This is a genomic window from Pseudomonas sp. GW821-FHT11G12, from assembly GCF_058808055.1.
In genome coordinates this window covers 695,055-717,669 of sequence record NZ_JBXARH010000002.1, presented here as the reverse complement: position 1 = coordinate 717,669, position 22,615 = coordinate 695,055, and the positions used below count along the sequence as shown (strand labels likewise).

Below are 22,615 nucleotides of genomic sequence, written 5' to 3'. Positions count from 1 at the left end.
ATCAGCCATAAAGAAGCCCGCAATCAGCGGGCTCTTTTGTTTAACAGTGGCGTGTTACAGCGAGAACAACTGCGCCGGCAATTTCATCAGGCAATCACTGCCCGCCTCGATCGCCGCGCGATGCGCCGCAGTACGTGGCAACAACCGCTTGAAGTAAAACTCGCACGTCGCCAGTTTGCCCTGGCAGAAATCGCCATCACCCTCGCCCGACTCCAGCTGTGCCTGGGCGACCAGCGCCATGCGCAACCACAGATAGCCGAGGACGATGTAACCGCTGTACATCAGGTAATCCACCGACGCGGCGCCGACTTCATCCGGATTCTTCATCGCGGCCATGCCGACCTGCATGGTCAGCTCGCCCCACTGCTGGTTGAGGCTATCGAGTTGCGCCACAAACCCGCCCAGTTGCGCATGCCCGGCGTTGGCGGCGCAGAACTTGTGGACGATCTTGGTGAAGTTGCGCAGCAGTTTGCCTTGGCTGCCGAGGACTTTGCGCCCCAGCAGATCCAGTGCTTGAATGCCGTTGGTGCCCTCGTAGATCGGCGCGATCCGGCAATCGCGAACCAGTTGCTCCATGCCCCACTCGCGGATAAAACCGTGGCCGCCGAACACCTGCATGCCGTGGTTGGTCACCTCCAGACCGGTGTCGGTCATGAACGCCTTGCAGATCGGGGTCAGGAACGCCAACAGATCTTCAGCGTCCTGACGCGCGTCGGCGTCCGGGCTCAGGTGCGCGACATCGAGCATTTGCGCGGTGAAATAGGTCAGCGCGCGGTTGCCTTCGTTGAAGGCTTTCATGGTCAGCAGCATGCGTCGCACGTCCGGGTGGACGATGATCGGATCCGCCGGTTTGTCCGGGGCTTTGGCGCCGGTCAGGGCGCGCATCTGCAGACGGTCGTTGGCGTATTTGATTGCGCCCTGGAAACTCGCCTCGCCCAGACAAAGGCCCTGCATCCCGGTGCCGAGGCGCGCATGGTTCATCATGGTGAACATGCAGTTCAGGCCTTTGTTCGGCTCGCCGATCAGGAAGCCTTTGGCGTCATCGAAGTTCAGCACGCAGGTGGCCGAGGCCTTGATGCCCATCTTGTGCTCGATCGAACCGCAGGAAACGCCGTTGCGTTCCCCCGCCTCACCGGCTGCATCCGGCAGGAATTTCGGCACGATGAACAGCGAAATCCCCTTGGTCCCGGCCGGCGCGTCCGGCAGTTTGGCCAACACCAGATGAATGATGTTGTCGCTCATGTCGTGCTCGCCGGCGGAGATGAAAATCTTGCTGCCGGTGACCGCATAACTGCCGTCGGCCTGGGGTACGGCGCGGGTCTTGATGATGCCCAGGTCGGTGCCGCAATGGGCTTCGGTCAGGCACATGGTGCCGGTCCACTGGCCCGCAGTGAGTTTGCGCAGATAAGTGTTTTTCTGTTCCTCGGTGCCGTGGGCGTGGATCGCCGACATGGCGCCGTGGGTCAGGCCCGGGTACATGCCCCAGGAAGTGTTGCTGGAGGCGACCATTTCGCTGATCACCAGCCCCAGCGAACTCGGCAGGCCCTGACCGCCGTAAGCCGGGTCTGCCGCCAGACCGTGCCAGCCGCCTTCCACGTATTGTGCAAAGGCTTGCTTGAAGCCTGTAGGCGTTGTCACCACGCCGTTGTCGAAATGGCAGCCCTCTTCGTCACCACTGCGATTGAGCGGTGCCAGAACGTTCTCACAGAACTTCGCGCCTTCGTCGAGGATCGCGTTGACCATGTCCGGGCTGGCGTCGTGGGCGCCGAGGGCCGCGTACTGGGTGTGAAAGTCGAAGACGTGGTCGATCAGAAAGCGCATGTCGCGCAGGGGTGCTTTGTACTCGGGCATGGTGGCTTCTCCTTCAGCAGATTTCTCCAACCTACTGCCGGCCACCCTGCCCCACAATCACTGTCCAGACGCTGAATGCGCCGTCATCACTCAACCTGCGGCGCTGTCCATGCGCACCGCGCCACGACGGTTCTGACCGAACGCCATCACGCAGTTTCGACCTGCCCCTTTGGCGGCATAGAGCGCTTCGTCGGCGGATTTGAGCACTTGCTCCGGGTTACGCTGCTCCACACGCTCGGCGACGCCGATGCTCACCGTGACGGACACACTGGACGCACCGGAACCGGCACGACGCTGGCGACCCTGCTGGTCGTCCTGCGGGCGGTTTTCCTGGTTGCGCAACTGGATGTTGTAGGACGCGATCGACTCGCGGATGACTTCCAGGTGCGGCATGCACTCTTCAAGGGTCTTGCCCGCAAACACCAGGGCGAATTCCTCACCCCCGTAGCGATACGCCCTACCGCCACCGCTGATTTTGGACAGCTTGCTGGCCACCAGTCGCAGGACCTGGTCACCCACGTCGTGACCGTGGGTGTCGTTGAATTTCTTGAAATGATCGACGTCGCTCATCGCCAGCACATAGTTGCGCCCCAGACGCTGCATGCGCTCGTTGAGTGCGCGACGGCCCGGCAGGCCGGTGAGCTCGTCACGGAAGGCCATTTGGTAAGCCTCGTGCGCTACGGCCGCCGCAATCATCAGCATCACCTGGCTGCACATGATGTTCAGGGTAAACGGCAGGATGAAGGTTTTCGGCAGCATCCAGAACACTCCGAGCAACCCCACCAGTTGCGCCGCGTGCAGCGGTCGCGGGTTGCGCCAGTACTGCCAGGCCAGCAACAGGAACGCCGAGAGGAACACCGGATAGGACATCTGGATCAGGCTCATCCATGCGCCGTGCAGGGCTGGCCAGCGAATCTCCGAGAGCCACATCAGCAACGCCTGCGGGTAACTTTGCTCAAGCCCCAGCGCCACGCTGCCAAACGCCAGCAGCACGGCAAACCGCGCCACCATGTCCTGAAACAGGTGCGTGCGCTCCTGCCACGCAGCGAACAGCCCGAACAACAAGGGCAACAGCAGGCAGACCAGATGGAACACCACGGCCGCGTCTTCGCGCACCTTGCCGTTGTCACGGTAATAGTCGGTCTGGGTATCGAGCAAAAAGTAGGCGATGTACACCGTGACCATCAGAAACAGTTCGCGCTGGCGTCGATAAACCGCGCAATACGACCCGCCCAGCAACAGCACCAGGGTTGGCAGCACGTTGAACAGCGAGGTGAAGAACACGTTGAGGTCTTTGACGTACGCAGCCGCCAACCCCGCAAGCAACAACAGCAGTGAAGGTATGAAATGACTGAAACGTACAGCGGAAGAACGCGGCAAGGGTAAAGCTCCGACCGTCTTGGCAAAGAGATGGCATTGTGCCTGCAATGTGGCCAGTTAAGCACACACAATGTGATCCAGATCACAGGCTGTCTCTTTAACGGCCGAATCCCTCGGTTTCTGAGCCTTCAATCAAGGTTTTTTGCCTGAGAAGCATGAAACTTTCGTCATGGCCATCATGCTTGATGGCCATGACGATCATTTCCACTCAAAGATCGTTGTAGAACGGCTGCAACGGCCCCTCCGCCGCCGGCCGGCCTTCAGCGCCGTAAGGCTTGAGATTCAGCGATGCATCCGTTGCCTGACGAGTCGTGACCTTCGGACTGGCCGGGCGCTGGGTCACGGCATTCTCATCCCCGATGTGGCCCTGCGGGATGACCAGCGACGGATGATCGAATGGCGCCCGTTCCCAGGCAACGCGCGGATCAGTCAGGCCGACTTCCATGAATTTCACCAGGGCGTCAACTTCGTCAGGGGTCAGGTTCAGCGCCGTCATGTCCGGATCGAGGTTGGAGGTGTTGTGCTGATTCACCGCCGGGTGCTCGAACCCGCTGGTGTTGTTGGCGTCCTCGCCGCGCCGGTCACCGCCACGGTTGTAGAACTCCATGACCTGCTTGAGCGTGGCGCGACTGCCGTTGTGGAAGTACGGACCAGTCAGGGCGATGTTGCGCAGGGTCGGCGTCTTGAACGCGCCGTCGACAGAATCACGGAACCCGACATTCGGCTTGAGCGTGGCGTCGCACGGTATCGCTGCACTCAGCGGTGCTTCGAAGGTGCACACGTCGACATCCAGTGGATCGACCGTCCGGCCGCCCTGCAACACGGTGTTGTACTGACGGGTGAACGACCACGGATTGCCCCAGGCATCCGCGCCACCGAGGGCCAGATCTTCGGAAGTCGGACGCACACCGGTGTTGTAGAAACCGTTGTCATAAAGGGTGGTCAGGTTGTCAGCCATCACCATCCGTTCGATGCGCTCGCGCGGGTGCATCAGCAAGCGACTGGCAGCGTTGGTCAGCTCAGCGCCGCCGTGGCAATTGACGCATTTGCCCTTGCCGAGGAACAGGTTCATCCCCTCGACCTGCTGCGCGTTCATCGCAGTGTGGTCACCTTGCAGATAGGCATCGATCGGCGCCTGATCGGACACCAGTGTGGCTTCGTACATCTGAATTGCCAGACCAAAGAACAGCGGGAAGTTGGCCTCCATCTGGGTGTACGGCGCGCCGCCCACCGAGACGTTTTGCGTGGCGTTCCACAACCGGGGCTGGAAGGCATTCTTGATCAGTTCGCGATAGGTCGGACGCCGTGCGCCGGACACTGGCCCCAGCACCGAATCACTGGACGAGATCCGTTGCTGCTTGAGCATCAGGGTGTCGAGCATCCTGCGACCGATGTCGGCAAAGGTACGGCCACCGCAGGACATTTCCACCGGGCTGCCGGGCGGGCCGACGGCTTGCGAGGCGGCAGAAGCATCGTTGAGTGCCAGCCTGACTTTGGTGGCGACCGTGCTGCGTTCGCTGGTCACGTAGATCCCCGCATCCGGGTCGCGATTGCCGAACGGCGAAAATCCGTTGAACACGTTGTTGGCCCGACCGTCCCAGAAGTTGCGCACGTTGAACGCGGCGTTGATCACCGACGGCGCGTTGCGACCGGTGCTGCGCCGTACGTTGATGCCGCCGACCTGAAACAGGCCGTCCGGCTGCTGGGTGCACTTGTCGAACCGTGGCTGGTTGGGTTTGACGAAGTTGGCGTCGAACACGCCTTGGGAACCGACCACATCGTCGGTCGAGTAAACGATCGGCGAGTTGCGCTCCAGTGGATTACTCAGCACGTGGGTCGGGAAGTCGGTTTTTTTCAGCGTGTAGTTCGGGCCACCCTTGCCGCCGGACAACGTGGCGTAGGTCGCCACGTCGCCGGGAATGTCGGAAGCCACAAACGGCTTGTTGAAAATCGACGCGACGTTGGCGTTGGTGTTGGCCTGGCCGGGATTGAGCTGGTTGGTGATGCGGTGATCGACACCGGCATGGTAGTGACAGGAGGCGCACGCAGTCGCGCCGTCGCTGCCGATCTCCATGTCCCAGAACAACGCCTTGCCCAACAGGATCGCGGCAGAGCGGTTGAGCACGTAGTCGGTCATCAGGTCGACCTTGCGCCCGCCTTCGGTTCCGGACGGATCGGGAGGCACCATCCCGCGCAACGATTGCAGCGACGGGACTTCCGGCACCGGGGGATCGACTTCGGCGGGGTCGGCGGCCCATGCGCTGTGGACTGACAGCGCGATGGGTAACCAGAAGGTCAAACGAGCGAGTCGACTGATGTTCATAGGCTTCACCCTGACTGTTGTTGTTAAGTGCCGGGCGTCATGCTTCTTTGAGCAGGCAGTTCTCGTTAGCACCGGTAATTCGGACAGTGCAATTAATTGGCCACCCTTCTGGAAACATCTTGAATCAATAAGCGCAGGGGTTCAGCTGAGCAAAGCCGTCATCAATGCTGGGGAATCAGCCCCGGGATTGGGGAAATCCGGGCACAAAAAAACCGCTGCCCCCGAAGGAGCAGCGGTTTTCAGAACGACCGCGTTAAGGCTTAGTAGCCCAGCGAGAAGTTCTCTTCTTTCATGTCCATCAGGTTGTTTGCGCCCGACAGCATGGTTGCCACGTGCGTACGGGTACGCGGCAGGATGCGCTGGAAGTAGAAGCGCGCGGTTTGCAGCTTGGCGGTGTAGAAGGCCTCGTCGGTGGTACCGGCAGCCAGTTTTTCAGCAGCCAGACGCGCCATGTCGGCCCAGAAGTAGGCCAGGCAGGCGTAACCGGAGTACATCAGGTAGTCCACGGAGGCTGCGCCGACTTCTTCGCGATCTTTCATGGCAGCCATACCGACCTTCATGGTCAGCTCGCCCCACTCTTTGTTCAGTGCAGCCAACGGTGCAACGAATTCTTTAACGGCTTCGTTGCCTTCGTTGTTCTGGCAGAACTTGTGGACGATCTTGGTGAAGCCTTTCAGGGCCTCGCCTTGAGTCATCAGCACTTTACGACCCAGCAGGTCGAGTGCCTGGATGCCGGTGGTGCCTTCGTACAGCATCGAGATGCGGCTGTCGCGAACGTTCTGCTCCATGCCCCACTCGGCGATGAAGCCGTGGCCGCCGTAGATCTGTACGCCGTGGTTGGCGGATTCGAAACCGACTTCAGTCATGAACGCTTTGGCGATCGGAGTCATGAAGGCCAGCAGTGCGTCGGCTTTCTTTTTCTCTTCTTCGTCCACGCCGTACTTGACGATGTCGACCTGTTTGGCGGTGAAGTACACCATCGCACGGTTGCCTTCGGCGAATGCCTTCATGGTCAACAGCATGCGGCGTACGTCTGGGTGCACGATGATCGGGTCAGCGGCCTTTTCCGGCGCTTTCGGGCCAGTCAGGGAGCGCATTTGCAGGCGATCGCGAGCGTATTTCAGGCCGCCCTGGAAGCCGATTTCGGCGTGGGCCAGACCTTGCAGCGCGGTGCCCAGACGTGCGGTGTTCATGAAGGTGAACATGCAGTTCAGGCCTTTGTTCGCCGGACCGATCAGGAAACCGGTCGCGCCGTCGAAGTTCATCACGCAAGTGGCGTTGCCGTGGATGCCCATCTTGTGTTCCAGCGAGCCGCAGCTCACAGCGTTGCGAGCGCCAACGGTGCCATCGGCATTCGGCATGAACTTCGGAACGATGAACAGGGAAATGCCTTTGGTGCCAGCCGGTGCATCCGGCAGGCGGGCCAGTACGATGTGGACGATGTTGTCGGCCATGTCGTGTTCACCGGCCGAGATGAAGATCTTGGTGCCGGAGACTTTGTAGGAACCGTCGGCCTGAGGTTCGGCCTTGGTGCGCAGCATGCCCAGGTCGGTGCCGCAGTGCGGCTCGGTCAGGCACATGGTGCCGGTCCATTCGCCGGAGACCAGTTTGGTCAGATAGGCTTCTTGCTGCTCTGGAGTACCGTGCTCGGAGATGGTGTTCATCGCGCCGTGCGACAGGCCCGGGTACATGCCCCACGACCAGTTGGCTTCGCCGACCATTTCGCTGACAGCCAGACCCAGCGACTCAGGCAGACCCTGACCACCGTGCTCGACGTCATGGGCCAGGCTTGGCCAGCCGCCTTCGACGAATTGCTTGTAGGCCTCTTTGAAGCCGGTCGGGGTTTTCACGCCGGACTCGCTCCAGGTGCAACCTTCGATGTCGCCCACGCGGTTCAGCGGTGCCAGCACCTGCTCACAAAACTTGGCGCCCTCTTCGAGAATGGCGTCAACCATGTCCGGCGTTGCGTCTGCGCACGCTGGAAGGCTCTGATAGTGCGCTTCGTAGCCGAGCAGTTCGTCACGAACGAAGCGAATATCACGCAAGGGGGCCTTGTAGTCAGGCATAGCGATAAACCTCTGCTGATGTAACCGGGAATGAACGACCGCATTGATTTGTTGTGACGGTCAAACAGTTGTTTGAAACATACGTTTACGCCGAAATCTTGTCAAGCGTCGATCTTTTGCCATTCGTCATCACATTTTTCGAACGCCGGACACAGCACCGCGACATGCGCCCGGACGAGCCATGTGCAATGAGAAAAGATTAGTTGAGGGAGAAGGACTTACAACGAAAAACGCCGCGAACAGTCGCGGCGTCTGGCAAAGCGGATATCAGAAAATCAGGCGAATGTATCGATGATCGTACCGAGCATTTCATCGGAAGCCTTGGCGACTTTGGTGCCCAGCTCCACTTGAAACTTGCCCTGGGCCATCTCGGCCATGGCGCTGCCCGGATCCATTTGCTGGCTGCGATCCACGCCGCGCAGGCGATCAATCTGGGCTTCGGAAGACTGGCTGGTGACCGAACGCTCAATGGTGTTGTTGGCGATCTGGCTGGCAGCCTGATCGACACGGTTCTGCCCGGTCTGAATGCTGCTCAGACCTGCATAAAAAGCTGTGTTTCCGGAGATTTCCATGGGAGCTCTCATCCTTGGGAAGGATCAATGGGTGCCATTGAACCAGAGGCGTCAGAAAAACACCCGTCAAAAACACTAATGGCACAGTGCCTTCCCATAGTCAAAATCAGTCGAGCAGATCCAGTTGCAAGTGATCGGCGACCGCCTCGGCGCTGACCGCCTTGAGTTTCGGCACCCGCCCCAGACATGGCGCCGGAATACGCTCGGCCAGCGTCGCCAGGTTTTCTTCCAGTCGCGACGTCTTCGGATCAATGATGTTCGCTACCCAACCGGCCAGTTGCAGCCCGTCCCGGGCAATCGCCTCGGCCGTCAGCAATGCATGGCTGATACAACCCAGACGCACGCCCACCACCAGAATCACCGGCAGATTCAGCGCAATGGCAAGGTCCGACAGATTGTCCTGATCCGCCAACGGCACCCGCCACCCGCCCGCGCCTTCAATCAATGTGAAGTCGGCGTTCATGGCCAGAATCTCGCGCATCGGCGCCAGCAGCGATTGCACGGTCAACGCCACGCCTGCCTCACGGGCCGCCAGATGCGGCGCGATGGCCGGCTCGAACGCCACCGGATTGACCTGTTGATACGTCAGCGGCAACGAGCACTCGGCCTGCAACGCCAAGGCATCGGAGTTGCGCAGACCTCTGGGCGTCACGACACAACCGGACGCCACCGGCTTGCCCGCCGCCGTACTCAACCCTGCCGATCGGGCGGCATGCAGCAACCCGGCGGCGACCGTCGTCTTGCCGACGTCGGTGTCGGTTCCGGTGATGAAATAGGCTGCGCTCATACGGGTTTCTCCAACACGGCGTAGACCACCTGATAAGTCGCCGGCAAGCCCTGCGGCTGACGGAACTGCTCGTAGGCTTCGACCAGCCCCAGAATCCGCGCCCGACCGGTCAATCCGCCCGGCCGACCGGGGTTCAGGTTATGCGCGCCCAGCGCCTTGAGTTCGTGCGTCAGGCTGCGCACATCCGGGTAATGCAGCACATGCGGCCGATTCTCCAGACTGACCGTGCGCAGACCACTGGCCGCACACAATTGCTCGTACCGAGCGAACTCGCGGAAACGGTTGACGTGCACCAGGCCATCGACCTGACGCCAACTGTCGCGCAATTCGTACAGCGTCCCTACACAAAGACTAGCAAACGCGAAAATCCCTCCCGGTTTCAGTACTCGGAAGGCTTCGCCGAGCACCGATTCGAAGTCTGCGCACCACTGCACGGCGAGGCTGGAGAAGATCAGATCGCAGGTCGAGTTCTGCAACGGCAGACGCTCAGCATCACCAGCAATAAAGTGCGCGGCCCCGCCCAATGGCCGGGCGTGATTGAGCATGCCCTCGGCGATGTCCAGCGCCAGCCCTTCGTTACCCGCAAAACGTTCAGCCAGCGCCCGAGTGAAATACCCGGTGCCGCAGCCCAGATCCAGCCAGCGCGACGGCAGAAAATCCACCGGCAGACGATTCAGCAACTGCGTGCCGACATCACGCTGCAACTCGGCGACGCTGTCGTAGCTGGCCGCTGCGCGGGAAAAGGAAGCCGCTACCTGGCGCTTGTCAGGCAAGCCGCCGGGCAGCGCAGCAAGAGACAAATCAGTCATCACCACACTCACTTAAAAACGCCTGGATCGCACCGGCCACACCGTGGGGGTCTTCCAGAAGAAACGCATGGCTGGCCTGCTCGATCAGCCCGACCTCGACATCCGCCAGCAAGGCGAACAGCTCGCCCGCGGCTTCCGCCGGCACCAGCCCGTCCAGCCCGGCAAACAAATGCAATTGCGGGCCTCGAAACACCTGCAAGGCATTGCGCGTATCGATCTGCGCCAACAACTCCAGACCCGCCATCAAGGCGATCGGTGAAGTATTCGGCGCGCCGCCGAGCAACAGTCGCGACAAGCCGCGAGAGTCTTGCGCACCCTGAGCGCACAGCAACGAAAAACGCTTGAGGGTCTGACGCGGGTCAGCGCTGCAACCGGCCAGAAATGCATCGAAGGTTTCCCCCGGCATAGCGCTCGGCCACTGGTCATGGGCAACAAAAGAAGGATTGCTCGCCAGCGTCAGCAAGCCGCAGCAATGTTCACCACGCCGCGCCGCCAGCTCTGAGGCCAGCATACCGCCCAGCGACCAGCCACCCAGCCAGACGTCCTGGGGAATGCGCTCATCGAGTTCGTCGAACCAGTCCGCAGGATCGCTGGATTCCAGCTCCGGCAACGGTTCGATTTCGACCGTCAGGTGTTCATCGAGCCCACGCAGCGCAGCCGCCAAAGGTTCCAGCGGGGAAACACCGAGGCCCCAGCCGGGGAGCAGAATCAGACGATCACGCATGGCTTGGCTCCGACTTCAGTTGGGCAAAGCAATCGGCCAGTCCTTCTAACAATAGTTGCACCTGCGCCTCGCTGTGAGCGGCGGTCAGCGTGACCCGCAGCCGAGCACTGCCGGCGGGCACAGTCGGCGGGCGGATCGCGGTGACCATCAGCCCACGCTCACGCAACATCTGTGACAAACGTACGGCGCGACCGGCATCGCCAATCATGATCGGCTGAATTGGCGTGAAGCTGTCCATCAGCTCCAGACCGATCTGTTCGGCGCCGTGGCGGAACTGGCGGATCAGCGTCTGCAAATGCTCGCGACGCCAGTGTTCGCTGCGCAGCAGTTCCAGACTTTTCAAGGTTGCGCAGGCCAACGCCGGTGGCTGGCTGGTGGTGTAGATGTACGGACGGGCGAACTGGATCAGGCTTTCGATCAGCTCTTCACTGCCAGCGACAAACGCGCCCGCCGTGCCGAACGCTTTGCCGAGGGTACCGACCAGCACCGGCACGTCATCCTGGCTCAAGCCGAAATGCTCGACGATCCCGCCACCGTTCGAACCCAGAGGACCGAAACCGTGGGCGTCATCGACCATCAACCACGCGCCTTTGGCCTTGGCTTCACGGGCCAGCGCCGGCAGGTCGGCGAGATCACCGTCCATGCTGAACACGCCGTCGGTGACCACCAGCGTATTGCCGGTGGCTTTCTCCAGACGTTTGGCCAGGCTGTCGGCGTCGTTGTGCAGATAACGATTGAACCGCGCGCCGGACAACAGTCCGGCATCCAGCAACGACGCATGATTGAGCCGGTCTTCCAGCACCGTATCGCCCTGCCCGATCAGCGCCGTGACCGCGCCGAGGTTGGCCATGTAACCGGTGGTGAACAACAGCGCACGTGACCGTCCGGTGAGGTCGGCCAGAGCTTCTTCCAGTGCGTGATGCGGGCCGCTGTGGCCGATCACCAGATGCGAGGCTCCGCCGCCGACGCCCCACTTCGAGGCACCGGCGCGCCAGGCTTCGATCACTTGCGGATGATTGGCCAGGCCCAGGTAATCGTTGTTGCAGAACGCCAGCAATGGCTGACCGTCGACCACCACTTGCGGCCCCTGGGGGCTTTCAAGCAGCGGTCGCTGGCGATAGAGATTTTCGGCACGACGGGCAGCAAGGCGTGCGGCGAGATCGAAAGACATGCAAGCCTCACGGGTGGCAAATGAATCAGCAGACGCCGCCCGAGGCAGCGCCTGAAAGAACGGACGATCAGACTGCCGCGTTGTAGAACTGCTCGCTGCTCTTCTGCTCCACCAGCGCCTGCTCGATGGCGGCCTGATGCACTTCGTCGGCATGTTCTTCGCGGGCTTCCGGCTGAATGCCCAGACGCGCAAACAGCTGCATGTCCTTGTCGGCCTGCGGGTTGGCGGTGGTCAGCAGTTTGTCGCCGTAGAAAATCGAGTTGGCGCCGGCGAAGAACGCCAGGGCCTGCATCTGCTCGTTCATCGCTTCGCGGCCAGCGGACAGACGCACGTGGGATTGCGGCATCAGGATCCGCGCCACGGCGAGCATACGGATGAAGTCGAACGGATCGACGTCGTCAGCGTTTTCCAGCGGCGTGCCGGCGACTTTCACCAGCATGTTGATCGGCACCGACTCCGGATGCTCCGGCAGGTTGGCCAACTGGATCAGCAGGTTCGCGCGGTCATCGAGGGACTCGCCCATACCGAGGATGCCGCCGGAGCAGATTTTCATGCCGGCATCGCGCACGTAGGCCAGGGTCTGCAGACGCTCGCTGTAGGTGCGGGTGGTGATGATGCTGCCGTAGAACTCCGGCGAGGTGTCCAGGTTGTGGTTGTAGTAGTCGAGCCCGGCCTTGGCCAGCGCTTCGGTCTGATCCTGATCGAGACGACCGAGGGTCATGCAGGTTTCCAGGCCCATGGCCTTCACGCCTTCGACCATCTTCAACACGTAGGGCATGTCCTTGGCCGACGGATGTTTCCACGCCGCGCCCATGCAGAAACGGGTCGAGCCGATGGCCTTGGCGCGGGCAGCCTCTTCGAGGACTTTCTGCACTTCCATCAGCTTTTCTTTTTCCAGACCGGTGTTGTAGTGACCGGATTGCGGACAGTATTTGCAATCTTCCGGGCAGGCGCCGGTCTTGATCGACAGCAGGGTGGAAACCTGGACGCGGTTGGCGTCGAAATGCGCGCGGTGCACCGTCTGCGCCTGGAACAGCAAGTCGTTGAATGGCTGAACGAAGAGTGCTTTGACTTCGGCCAAAGACCAGTCGTGACGCAGGGTGGCAGTGGTGCTGGCGCTCATGGGCGATTCCTTGGTTATGCTTGGCTTGCACCTGGGGAAACGGAATACCCACAGGCACGACACGGATGTTCGGCATATTTAAGGAAGAGCCATGCACTGTCAACCACATCAAGATAGACCGGTTTACATCTGGTTAAATAACAACCAGCATTGTTTGCTTTGCGATGAGCCGGCGGAAGCCGAAACACCCCTCTGCGTGGCCTGCGAAACCGAACTGCCCTGGCTGGGTGATCAATGCGTGACATGTGCCTTGCCGCTGCCCGCTGCGGGCCTGACGTGCGGCGGCTGCCTGAAGGATCCGCCCGCCTTCGAACACGTGGCGGTGCCCTGGTCCTACGGCTTCCCGGTGGACAGCCTGATCACCCGCTTCAAGCACAATGCGAAATGGCCGTTTGGCCGCCTGCTCGGCGATGTTCTCGGGCAATTCCTGCAACATCGCTTCGACGAAGGCCTGCCACGCCCGGATGCCTTGTTACCGATACCGTTGGCGAACAAGCGTCTGCGCCAACGTGGATTCAATCAGGCGGCAATGCTGGCGCGGTGGCTCGGCAAGCAACTGGACCTGCCCTGTGAAGAAAATATCCTGTGCCGAATTCAGGACACCAGCGCCCAGCAGGCACTCGATGCCAAGGCGCGCAAACGCAATCTGCGCAATGCCTTCGAACTTTTGTCAGACGCCCACGTACAAGGTCGGCATCTGGCCTTGGTGGATGATGTGCTGACCACCGGCGCCACCGCCCAGGCATTGGCCCGGCTGCTGGTGGACGCGGGCGCCACGCGGGTCGACGTCTACTGCCTGGCCCGAACACCGAAACCTGGCGACGCGGCTTGACTCACACGCGCCAAGCGGCCAACTTCCTCCACCATCAACCCAGCACAAAGCACCCGACATGTCCTTGCCTTCCCTGTTGTCCCAGCACATTGTCCGCCGCCCGCAGCGCATCGCCCTGCTGCAACACATTGCCGAACAGGGCTCGATCACCCGCGCCGCCAAAAGCGCGGGCCTGAGTTACAAGGCGGCGTGGGACGCCATCGATGAGTTGAACAATCTCGCGCAAAAGCCGCTGGTCGAGCGGGCTGTCGGCGGCAAGGGCGGCGGTGGCGCCAGACTGTCCAGCGAAGGCGAACGGGTGCTGCGTCTTTATCAGAAGCTGCAAGCCTTGCAGGCTCAGGTACTGGAAGCTGCCGAAGACGCCAGCGATCTGGATCTACTGGGGCGTTTGATGCTCCGGACCAGCGCCCGCAATCAATTGCATGGCAAAGTCGTCAGCATCGAACACCAGGGCCGCAATGACCTGATCCGTCTCGAACTGGCCGAAGGCCTGTGCATCGATGCGCAGATCACCCACGACAGCACCGTGCATCTGGAGCTGCAACCGGGCACCGAAGTGGTGGCACTGATCAAGGCCGGCTGGCTGGAGTTGCTGGGGCGAGAACAGGCTGCAACATCTGGTCACAATCTTCTGAGCGGTACCCTCGAAGCCATTCTCGATGCCGAAGACGGCCCCAGCGAAGTACGCGTCGCCCTGCCCAATGGCCAGACACTCTGCGCCCTGGCTGAGCCGCTGCACCTGCGCACCCACGGACTGACCGTCGAACAACCGGTGCAAGTGCAGTTCTCGCCGTCCAATGTGCTGATCGGCACACCGCTTTAGCGCGGGCTCCTGCAACAAAAGCGTCATCGCCTCTCATTAAGGTGGCTGCCAAAACCAAGCAGGGAGCCTGATGTGAGCCTATTAGAAGAAAACCAATCCACTGACCTGGAAAAAATGGTCGGCATGAGCCGTCGCGGTTTCATCGGCGCCGGCGCATTGTGCGGCGCGGCGATGTTCCTCGGTGGCAGCCTGTTGAGCCGCAGCGCGCTGGCCACCGGTGTCAGCGCCGGCAACAGCCGCCTGCTCGGCTTCGACAGCATTCCGGCCGCCACCACCGACGTCATCAGCCTGCCCAAGGGCTACAAGTCGTCGGTGCTGATCAGCTGGGGTCAGCCCCTGCACAAGAACGGCCCGGCCTTCGACCCGAGCGGCAACGGCACTGCGGCTGCACAGGAAGTGCAGTTCGGCGACAACAACGACGGCATGAGCCTGTTCGCCTTCCCGGACGACAAGAATCGCGCCCTGATGGCGATCAACAACGAATACACCAACTACCGCTACCTCTACCCCCATGGCGGCCAGCCGCAATCGGCGGAAGACGTGCGCAAGGCCCTGGCCTGCGAAGGCGTGTCGGTGATCGAAGTGGCGCGCAAGAACGGCCAATGGCAGTTCGTTCAGGGCTCGCGCTACAACCGTCGCATCCACGGCAACTCGCCGCTGCGCATCAGCGGCCCGGCTGCCGGTCATGAGCTGATGAAGACCAGCGCCGACAAGCACGGCAAGAAAGTCCTCGGCACCTTCCAGAATTGCGCCAACGGCAAGACCCCGTGGGGCACTTACCTGACCTGTGAAGAGAACTTCACTGACTGCTTCGGCAGCAGCAACGCCCAGCAGCAGTTCGACCCGGCGCAGAAACGCTACGGCGTGTCGGTCGCCAGCCGCGAGATCAACTGGCATCCGTTCGATCCACGCTTCGACATGGCGAAGAACCCGAACGAGCTCAACCGTCACGGCTGGGTGGTGGAAATCGACCCGTTCGACCCGCAATCAACCCCGGTCAAACGCACCGCCCTCGGTCGCTTCAAACATGAAAACGCCGCCCTGGCCGAGACCGACGACGGTCGCGCCGTGGTGTACATGGGCGACGACGAACGCGGCGAGTTCATCTACAAGTTCATCAGCCGCGACCGCATCAACCACCGCAACGCGAAAGCCAACCGCGACATCCTCGATCACGGCACCCTGTACGTGGCGAAGTTCGACGCGGGCGACGGCAACCCCGACCACCCGAAAGGCCAGGGCCAGTGGATCGAACTGACCCACGGCAAGAACGGCATCGACGCCAGCAGCGGTTTTGCCGATCAGGCGGAAGTGCTGATTCATGCACGCCTGGCGGCCAGTGTGGTCGGCGCCACGCGCATGGACCGCCCGGAATGGATCGTGGTCAGCCCGAAAGACGGCCAGGTCTATTGCACCCTGACCAACAACGCCAAACGCGGCGAAGACGGGCAACCGGTGGGCGGCCCGAACCCGCGCGAGAAGAACGTCTACGGGCAGATCCTGCGCTGGCGCACCGACCGCGACGATCACGGATCCAAGACCTTCGCCTGGGATCTGTTCGTGGTGGCCGGCAACCCGGGCGTGCATGCCGGTACGCCGAAGGGCGGCTCGTCGAACATCACCCCGCAGAACATGTTCAACAGCCCCGACGGCCTCGGTTTCGACAAGGCCGGCCGACTGTGGATTCTCACCGACGGTGATTCGAGCAACGCCGGGGACTTTGCCGGGATGGGCAACAACCAGATGCTCTGCGCCGATCCCAAGACGGGAGAGATTCGCCGGTTCATGGTCGGGCCGATCGGTTGCGAAGTCACCGGGATCAGTTTCTCGCCGGATCAGAAAACCCTGTTTGTCGGGATCCAGCATCCAGGCGAGAACGGCGGCTCGACCTTCCCCGAGCATTTGCCGAACGGCAAGCCGCGCTCTTCGGTGATGGCGATTACCCGTGAGGATGGCGGGATCGTCGGCGCCTGATACGGCAGCGGTCAGATCGTTCCCGCGTTCTGCGCGGGAACGATCCCCCTCAAGACAGCCCGTCTGCGCTACCATGCTGGGCCGGACGCGGCAGCCTGCTGCGCGCAGGAGTCAGCATGGCCCACCCGTTTGAAACCCTCACCCCAGACCTCGTGCTCGATGCCGTCGAAAGCATCGGCTTTCTGAGCGACGCACGCATTCTGGCGCTCAACAGTTACGAAAACCGCGTCTATCAGGTCGGCATCGAAGACTCCGAGCCGCTGATTGCCAAGTTCTATCGCCCGCAGCGCTGGACCAACGAAGCCATTCTCGAAGAACACCAGTTCACCTTCGAACTGGCCGACGTCGAGATCCCGGTGGTGGCGCCACTTATCCACAACGGCCAGACCCTGCACGAACACGCCGGTTTCCGTTTCACCCTGTTTCCCCGTCGCGGTGGCCGGGCGCCGGAGCCGGGCAATCTCGACCAGCTGTATCGCCTCGGTCAGTTGCTGGGTCGCATTCATGCAGTCGGCGCAACACGTCCGTTCGAGCATCGCGAAGCGCTGGCCGTGCAGAACTTCGGCCATGCCTCGCTGAACACTTTGCTGGAAGGCAACTTCATTCCGAAAAGCCTGTTGCCGGCCTACGAGTCCGTCGCCCGCGACCTGCTCAAGCGCGTGGAAGACGCCTACGCCGCCACGCCGCATCAGAACATCCGCATGCACGGCGACTGCCACCCCGGCAACATGATGTGCCGCGACGAGATGTTCCACATCGTCGACCTTGACGACTGCCGCATGGGCCCGGCCGTGCAGGACATCTGGATGATGCTCGCCGGCGATCGTCAGGAATGCCTCGGACAGCTGTCGGAATTGATGGACGGCTACAACGAATTCCACGATTTCGACCCACGCGAACTGGCGCTGATCGAACCGCTGCGCGCCCTGCGCCTGATGCACTACAGCGCCTGGCTGGCCCGACGCTGGGACGATCCGGCGTTTCCTCACAGTTTTCCGTGGTTCGGCACGGAGCGGTATTGGGGCGATCAGGTGCTGGCGTTGCGTGAACAACTGGCGGCATTGAATGAAGAGCCGTTGAAGCTTTTCTGACACGACACGTCTATACAACTGCCCGTACAATCGCTGCTTTGTTAGCTGCCTAAGCAAGGATTCTGCATGCAAGCCGCCAACCCGCGTCGCGGGTACATTCTGGGCCTGAGTGCCTACATCATCTGGGGCCTGTTCCCGCTCTACTTCAAAGCCATCGCCGAAGTGCCGGCGGTGGAGATCATCATCCACCGGGTGTTGTGGTCGGCGCTGTTCGGCGCGCTGTTGCTGATGGTCTGGAAGCATCCGGGCTGGTGGCAGGAGCTGCGCGACAACCCGAAACGCCTGGCGATTCTCGCGCTCAGCGGCACCTTGATAGCGGCCAACTGGCTGACCTACGTCTGGTCGGTGAACAACGGCCGGATGCTGGAAGCGAGTCTGGGTTACTACATCAACCCACTGGTGAACGTGCTGCTGGGCATGCTGATCCTCGGCGAACGCCTGCGGCGCATGCAGTGGCTGGCGGTCGGTCTGGCGGCGGTCGGCGTGGCGCAGCAGGTATGGCAGGTTGGCAGCCTGCCGTGGGTGTCGTTGGTGCTGGCACTGACCTTCGGTTTCTACGGGCTGATCCGCAAGCAGGCGCCGGTCAAGGCACTGCCGGGGCTGGTGGTGGAAACCTGGATGCTGGTGCCGATCGCCCTCGCGTGGCTACTGTTCAATCCGACCGCCACCAGTGCGCAAGCTGCGTTCTGGACCACCTCCGAAGCCTGGTGGCTGGTGGCAGCCGGCCCGGTGACGCTGGTGCCGTTAGTGTGTTTCAACGCGGCCACGCGGCATTTGCCCTACACCACCATCGGCTTCCTGCAATACCTGGCACCGACGCTGGTGCTGTTGCAGGCAGTACTGCTGTTCGGTGAGCACTTGTCGTCGAGTACGCTGATCGCCTTCATGTTTATCTGGGCCGGTCTGGCGGTGTACAGCGTCGATGCGTGGATGAGCCTGCGCCGCCGCAGCTGATCAAAAAACGCACAAACCTCCACAGGCCACGGTTCTCGTGGCCTGTATCGTTCCTTCCCAAGGTTATCCACAGCGTGATCCCCGCCGTTTGTGTGCAAGTCACTGAATGCTGGCGGTTTTTTGATCAATCTTCGCCAAGCCACGGCGGACGTGGCCTGGCGGTCGGTCTCTACAGGTTATCCACAGGCAGGTGCACGTTTAAACTGGATAACCCGATCCGTCTTCACAGGTCGGTGCGCAGCACCAATTCCACCATCAAGTCATCGGCCAGGGTTTCCAGGCGCGATTGCAGCACATCCAGCGACAGGGTCAGCGGCACCGCCAGAATCGCCTCGGCGTGGAACAACGGCTCGCTGCTCATCGGCGCCGGGCGCACTTCGGTCACCAGCCGTTCGAGGTTCACACCCTGCTCGCTCAGCAGCCGGGTGATATCCCGCACGATGCCCGGACGATCATTGCCCACCAGTTCCATGGCAATCGGTTTCCAGGTGCAGGCCTGTTCAATACCGCTTTCGGCGACCAGCACACGAATGCCCTGAGCCGACAAAGCTTGTAGGGCATCGACTAATTCGTCGTAAGCCTCCGCCGGCACGCCGACCCGCAGAATCCCGGCGAACTGCCCGGCCATCCGTGACATGCGGCTTTCCAGCCAGTTGCCGCCGTGTTCGGCGATGCATTGGGCGATGCGCTCGACCTGCCCGGGCTTGTCCGGTGCGAAGACGGTGAGTACGAGGTGATCCATGGCGCAGCCCTCTTGTCATGACTTTTGTTATAGAAAAACAAGTATAGGCAAGCGTTCGACAGACGCCTCAGACGCTCGAAATCACAAATCGTGTACAACTTTTTATATTTAACTGGAACAATCCATTGGTTTTTTGAGAACATCCCGTTCCGCGCCGTGACCGCAATGCGTCATGGGGTCGCAGAACGACGTAATTAGTCTGATTTTCACAACCGCAACTCATCATGTAGTATGCCGCAGCGCGCACTACATAACGTTGGATCGATGTCTGCCCAAGGCACGTTCGCAACCCTGAAAGCCCTGTCAGCAAGGCCCCCAAGCCGTTGATTGGTCCCAGCCCAGCCGCCAGCGATGGCATGTACTGGTCGAGGGGTTTGTGGTTTAAATGGCCAGAGGCTTCATTGTTAAATTGAAGAGCTGAAAAGCGAAATAGCTGAGCAGAGTGAGGCAAGCAATGACTGAACACGTTCAAGTCGGTGGCCTGCAGGTCGCCAAAGTCCTGTTCGACTTCGTGAACAACGAAGCCATTCCCGGTACCGGCCTCACCGCCGACAAGTTCTGGGAAGGCGCCGACAAGGTCATTCACGACCTGGCGCCGAAGAACAAAGCCCTACTCGCCAAACGCGATGACTTCCAGGCCCGTATCGACGGCTGGCACCAGAGCCGTGCCGGTCAACCACACGACGCCGTGGCCTACAAAGCCTTCCTGCAAGAGATCGGTTATCTGCTGCCAGAAGCGGCTGATTTCCAGGCAACGACGCAAAACGTCGATGACGAAATCGCCCGTACCGCCGGCCCGCAACTCGTGGTTCCGGTGATGAACGCCCGCTTCGCCCTCAACGCCTCGAACGCCCGCTGGGGTTCGCTGTACGACGCCCTGTATGGCACCGACGCCATCAGCGAAGCCGGCGGCGCGGAAAAAGGCAAAGGCTACAACAAGGTGCGTGGCGACAAAGTCATCGCCTTCGCCCGCGCATTCCTCGACGAAGCAGCGCCACTGGCGGCCGGCTCCCACGTCGACTCCACCGGCTACAAGATTGCTGATGGCAAACTGGTCGTCACCCTCAAGGGCGGCAGCAACAGCGGCCTGCGCAACGATGCACAGCTGATCGGCTTCCAGGGCGACGCCAATGCGCCGATCGCGATCCTGCTGAAGAACAACGGTCTGCATTTCGAAATCCAGATCGATGCCAGCACCCCGGTCGGCCAGACCGACCCCGCTGGTGTCAAAGACATCCTGATGGAAGCGGCGCTGACCACCATCATGGACTGCGAAGACTCCGTGGCCGCCGTCGATGCCGACGACAAGGTTGTGATCTACCGCAACTGGCTGGGTCTGATGAAGGGCGACCTCGCGGAATCCGTTTCCAAGGGCGGCCAGACTTTCACCCGCACCATGAACCCGGATCGCACCTACACCAAGGTCGACGGCAGCGAACTGACCCTGCACGGCCGCTCGCTGTTGTTCGTGCGCAACGTCGGTCACCTGATGACCATCGACGCGATCCTCGACAAGCACGGCAACGAAGTGCCGGAAGGCATCCTCGACGGCCTGGTGACTTGCCTGGCGGCGATGCACAACCTGAGCGGTAACACTTCGCGCAAGAACACTCGCACCGGTTCCGTGTACATCGTTAAACCGAAGATGCACGGCCCGGAAGAAGCGGCATTCACCAACGAGCTGTTCGGTCGCATCGAAGACGTGCTGGGCCTCAAGCGCAACACCCTGAAAGTCGGGATCATGGACGAGGAACGCCGTACCACGGTCAACCTCAAGGCCTGCATCCAGGCGGCCAGCGAGCGCGTGGTGTTCATCAACACCGGTTTCCTCGACCGCACCGGCGACGAAATCCACACTTCCATGGAAGCCGGCCCGATGGTGCGCAAGGCTGACATGAAGGCTGAAAAGTGGATCGGTGCCTACGAAAACTGGAACGTCGATATCGGTCTGAGCAGCGGCCTGCAAGGTCGTGCGCAAATCGGTAAAGGCATGTGGGCGATGCCCGACCTGATGGCGGCGATGCTCGAACAGAAAATCGCTCACCCGCTGGCCGGTGCCAATACCGCCTGGGTTCCATCGCCGACGGCTGCCGCGCTGCACGCGCTGCACTACCACAAGGTCGACGTGTTCGCCCGTCAGGCCGAGCTGGCCAAACGTGCCCGCGCTTCGGTCGATGACATCCTGACCATCCCGCTGGCGGTCAACCCGAACTGGACGCCGGAGCAGATCAAGAACGAACTGGACAACAACGCCCAGGGCATTCTCGGTTACGTGGTGCGCTGGATCGACCAGGGCGTGGGTTGCTCGAAAGTGCCGGACATCAACGACGTCGGCCTGATGGAAGACCGTGCGACGCTGCGTATCTCCAGCCAGCACATCGCCAACTGGCTGCGCCACGGTGTCGTCACCGAAGCGCAAGTGATGGAAAGCCTCAAGCGCATGGCGCCGGTGGTGGACCGTCAGAACGCCAACGACCCGCTGTACCGTCCGCTGGCCCCGAACTTCGACAGCAACATCGCCTTCCAGGCGGCGGTCGAACTGGTGATCGAGGGCACCAAACAGCCGAACGGCTACACCGAGCCGGTCCTGCACCGTCGTCGTCGCGAGTTCAAGGCTGCCAATAGCCTGTAACCCGCGCTGATGCCGGACATGAAAAAGCCCTGATCTTTCGATCAGGGCTTTTTTGTTTGCGTCGGATTAGCTAGGGCTCGATCCCCAACTCATGCTTGACCAGTCCAAGCAGTTTGGCGGTATCGATCGGCTTGAGCAGAAAATCCACCACGCTCAAATGCATCGCCGCAATCGCATCCTTCACGTCGGCATCACCCGAGACAATGATGATCGGCATCGCCGCCCGTACCGACTCGCGCACCTGGCGGACCAGCTCGAGACCGCCGACATGGCCCATCCGCAGATCCGTGATCACCAGCCCGATGGAAGGTTTTTCCTCGATCATCTTCAGCGCGGATTCGCCGCTGGCCGCCGTCATGCAACGAATGCCGTCCAGTGCCAGGATCTCCGACAGCAACTCGCGGGCGTCTTTGTCGTCATCAACGATCAGTACCCGCTGCGGCGGCAGGTCGGGTTCCAGCATGACGGCGCTGAGCGCTTCCCGCTCGGCGTCGCTCAAAATATCGTGGTCGGACATGGCGTTCTCTACGTTTTCAAATCGATCCCCTGGCACAGTGGTCAGACATCGCTGGGCAGAGCTTCAATGTGCACTTCGTCGGATTTTTTTCCAAGGGGCTAACCTGAGAATTTCCGACTGTTTGTGTAGGGCATATCCGAAAACTACCCAACGGCACGCCAAACCTAGACTTACGTCCAATGGGCACCCCGCGCGCTGGGGTCGACCATGGTTGCAACGATCCAATAACAACAATTCGAAAAAG

18 protein-coding genes are annotated in these 22,615 nt (G+C 61.2%); 6 read left to right on the top strand and 12 right to left on the bottom strand.

Going from position 1 to position 22,615, the window contains the following annotated elements; genetic code table 11:
* Positions 1–54 precede the first annotated feature (54 nt).
* From AC1RR7_RS11030 to bioB, 10 genes are all read right to left on the bottom strand, one after another.
* Complete coding sequence (locus AC1RR7_RS11030; RefSeq protein WP_102619773.1) at positions 55–1,851, bottom strand: acyl-CoA dehydrogenase C-terminal domain-containing protein; 1,797 nt, start codon at positions 1,849–1,851, stop codon at positions 55–57.
* Between the two features lie 90 nt (positions 1,852–1,941).
* Positions 1,942–3,231: a GGDEF domain-containing protein gene (locus AC1RR7_RS11025; protein ID WP_096817856.1), complete on the bottom strand. Its 1,290-nt coding sequence runs from the start codon at positions 3,229–3,231 to the stop codon at positions 1,942–1,944.
* A gap of 208 nt (positions 3,232–3,439) precedes the next feature.
* The gene (locus AC1RR7_RS11020; protein ID WP_493157391.1) at positions 3,440–5,554 is read right to left on the bottom strand and encodes a cytochrome-c peroxidase; all 2,115 of its coding nucleotides are present in this window, start codon (positions 5,552–5,554) and stop codon (positions 3,440–3,442) included.
* A 260-nt stretch (positions 5,555–5,814) separates the two neighbouring features.
* Complete coding sequence (locus AC1RR7_RS11015; protein WP_096817852.1) at positions 5,815–7,620, bottom strand: phenylacyl-CoA dehydrogenase; 1,806 nt, start codon at positions 7,618–7,620, stop codon at positions 5,815–5,817.
* Positions 7,621–7,895: 275 nt separating this feature from the next.
* A complete protein-coding gene (locus AC1RR7_RS11010) occupies positions 7,896–8,192 on the bottom strand; it encodes a pyrroloquinoline quinone biosynthesis protein PqqE (protein WP_085731685.1) in 297 nt (98 codons plus the stop codon).
* Positions 8,193–8,298: 106 nt separating this feature from the next.
* Positions 8,299–8,979, bottom strand: a complete 681-nt coding sequence (gene bioD / locus AC1RR7_RS11005; RefSeq protein ID WP_096817848.1) for a dethiobiotin synthase — start codon at positions 8,977–8,979, stop codon at positions 8,299–8,301.
* Positions 8,976–9,788: a malonyl-ACP O-methyltransferase BioC gene (gene bioC / locus AC1RR7_RS11000; RefSeq protein WP_096817846.1), complete on the bottom strand. Its 813-nt coding sequence runs from the start codon at positions 9,786–9,788 to the stop codon at positions 8,976–8,978. The genes bioD and bioC overlap by 4 nt, the downstream gene beginning before the upstream one ends.
* Positions 9,781–10,512: an alpha/beta fold hydrolase gene (locus AC1RR7_RS10995; protein ID WP_493157389.1), complete on the bottom strand. Its 732-nt coding sequence runs from the start codon at positions 10,510–10,512 to the stop codon at positions 9,781–9,783. Before AC1RR7_RS10995 ends, bioC begins: the two co-directional genes overlap by 8 nt.
* On the bottom strand, positions 10,505–11,683 hold the full coding sequence (gene bioF, locus AC1RR7_RS10990) for an 8-amino-7-oxononanoate synthase (protein ID WP_493157386.1): 1,179 nt from the start codon (positions 11,681–11,683) through the stop codon (positions 10,505–10,507). Before bioF ends, AC1RR7_RS10995 begins: the two co-directional genes overlap by 8 nt.
* A gap of 67 nt (positions 11,684–11,750) precedes the next feature.
* Entirely contained in the window at positions 11,751–12,806 is a 1,056-nt protein-coding gene (gene bioB / locus AC1RR7_RS10985) for a biotin synthase BioB (RefSeq protein ID WP_085731680.1), read from the bottom strand.
* A 91-nt stretch (positions 12,807–12,897) separates the two neighbouring features.
* Between bioB and AC1RR7_RS10980 the strand changes: the two genes are divergently transcribed.
* From AC1RR7_RS10980 to rarD, 5 genes are all read left to right on the top strand, one after another.
* Positions 12,898–13,638: a ComFC family protein gene (locus AC1RR7_RS10980; RefSeq protein WP_493157384.1), complete on the top strand. Its 741-nt coding sequence runs from the start codon at positions 12,898–12,900 to the stop codon at positions 13,636–13,638.
* Between the two features lie 58 nt (positions 13,639–13,696).
* On the top strand, positions 13,697–14,461 hold the full coding sequence (locus tag AC1RR7_RS10975) for a TOBE domain-containing protein (protein ID WP_102619768.1): 765 nt from the start codon (positions 13,697–13,699) through the stop codon (positions 14,459–14,461).
* A gap of 72 nt (positions 14,462–14,533) precedes the next feature.
* Complete coding sequence (locus AC1RR7_RS10970) at positions 14,534–16,435, top strand: PhoX family protein (protein ID WP_096817837.1); 1,902 nt, start codon at positions 14,534–14,536, stop codon at positions 16,433–16,435.
* Between the two features lie 116 nt (positions 16,436–16,551).
* Entirely contained in the window at positions 16,552–17,526 is a 975-nt protein-coding gene (locus AC1RR7_RS10965) for a serine/threonine protein kinase (protein ID WP_096817835.1), read from the top strand.
* Between the two features lie 66 nt (positions 17,527–17,592).
* Complete coding sequence (rarD, locus tag AC1RR7_RS10960) at positions 17,593–18,480, top strand: EamA family transporter RarD (RefSeq protein ID WP_096817833.1); 888 nt, start codon at positions 17,593–17,595, stop codon at positions 18,478–18,480.
* A gap of 223 nt (positions 18,481–18,703) precedes the next feature.
* On the opposite strand, the gene AC1RR7_RS10955 is transcribed toward rarD, so the two are convergent.
* Complete coding sequence (locus AC1RR7_RS10955) at positions 18,704–19,222, bottom strand: glycine cleavage system transcriptional repressor (protein WP_011336250.1); 519 nt, start codon at positions 19,220–19,222, stop codon at positions 18,704–18,706.
* Between the two features lie 454 nt (positions 19,223–19,676).
* On the opposite strand from AC1RR7_RS10955, the gene AC1RR7_RS10950 reads away from it, so the two are divergent.
* Positions 19,677–21,854, top strand: a complete 2,178-nt coding sequence (locus AC1RR7_RS10950; protein ID WP_493157382.1) for a malate synthase G — start codon at positions 19,677–19,679, stop codon at positions 21,852–21,854.
* Between the two features lie 70 nt (positions 21,855–21,924).
* On the opposite strand, the gene AC1RR7_RS10945 is transcribed toward AC1RR7_RS10950, so the two are convergent.
* On the bottom strand, positions 21,925–22,371 hold the full coding sequence (locus tag AC1RR7_RS10945; RefSeq protein WP_096817828.1) for a response regulator: 447 nt from the start codon (positions 22,369–22,371) through the stop codon (positions 21,925–21,927).
* Between the last annotated feature and the right edge of the window lie 244 nt (positions 22,372–22,615).

What these genes read in the sequence shown, in the direction of transcription:
- bioC (WP_096817846.1), bottom strand. Translation starts at nt 9,788, where the DNA reads ATGACTGATTTGTCTCTTGCTGCGCTGCCCGGCGGCTTGCCTGACAAG.
- AC1RR7_RS11010 (WP_085731685.1), bottom strand. Translation starts at nt 8,192, where the DNA reads ATGGAAATCTCCGGAAACACAGCTTTTTATGCAGGTCTGAGCAGCATT.
- AC1RR7_RS11015 (WP_096817852.1), bottom strand. Translation starts at nt 7,620, where the DNA reads ATGCCTGACTACAAGGCCCCCTTGCGTGATATTCGCTTCGTTCGTGAC.
- AC1RR7_RS10975 (WP_102619768.1), top strand. Translation starts at nt 13,697, where the DNA reads ATGTCCTTGCCTTCCCTGTTGTCCCAGCACATTGTCCGCCGCCCGCAG.
- AC1RR7_RS11020 (WP_493157391.1), bottom strand. Translation starts at nt 5,554, where the DNA reads ATGAACATCAGTCGACTCGCTCGTTTGACCTTCTGGTTACCCATCGCG.
- AC1RR7_RS10950 (WP_493157382.1), top strand. Translation starts at nt 19,677, where the DNA reads ATGACTGAACACGTTCAAGTCGGTGGCCTGCAGGTCGCCAAAGTCCTG.
- rarD (WP_096817833.1), top strand. Translation starts at nt 17,593, where the DNA reads ATGCAAGCCGCCAACCCGCGTCGCGGGTACATTCTGGGCCTGAGTGCC.
- bioB (WP_085731680.1), bottom strand. Translation starts at nt 12,806, where the DNA reads ATGAGCGCCAGCACCACTGCCACCCTGCGTCACGACTGGTCTTTGGCC.
- AC1RR7_RS10965 (WP_096817835.1), top strand. Translation starts at nt 16,552, where the DNA reads ATGGCCCACCCGTTTGAAACCCTCACCCCAGACCTCGTGCTCGATGCC.
- bioF (WP_493157386.1), bottom strand. Translation starts at nt 11,683, where the DNA reads ATGTCTTTCGATCTCGCCGCACGCCTTGCTGCCCGTCGTGCCGAAAAT.
- bioD (WP_096817848.1), bottom strand. Translation starts at nt 8,979, where the DNA reads ATGAGCGCAGCCTATTTCATCACCGGAACCGACACCGACGTCGGCAAG.
- AC1RR7_RS11030 (WP_102619773.1), bottom strand. Translation starts at nt 1,851, where the DNA reads ATGCCCGAGTACAAAGCACCCCTGCGCGACATGCGCTTTCTGATCGAC.
- AC1RR7_RS10955 (WP_011336250.1), bottom strand. Translation starts at nt 19,222, where the DNA reads ATGGATCACCTCGTACTCACCGTCTTCGCACCGGACAAGCCCGGGCAG.
- AC1RR7_RS10945 (WP_096817828.1), bottom strand. Translation starts at nt 22,371, where the DNA reads ATGTCCGACCACGATATTTTGAGCGACGCCGAGCGGGAAGCGCTCAGC.
- AC1RR7_RS10980 (WP_493157384.1), top strand. Translation starts at nt 12,898, where the DNA reads ATGCACTGTCAACCACATCAAGATAGACCGGTTTACATCTGGTTAAAT.
- AC1RR7_RS10995 (WP_493157389.1), bottom strand. Translation starts at nt 10,512, where the DNA reads ATGCGTGATCGTCTGATTCTGCTCCCCGGCTGGGGCCTCGGTGTTTCC.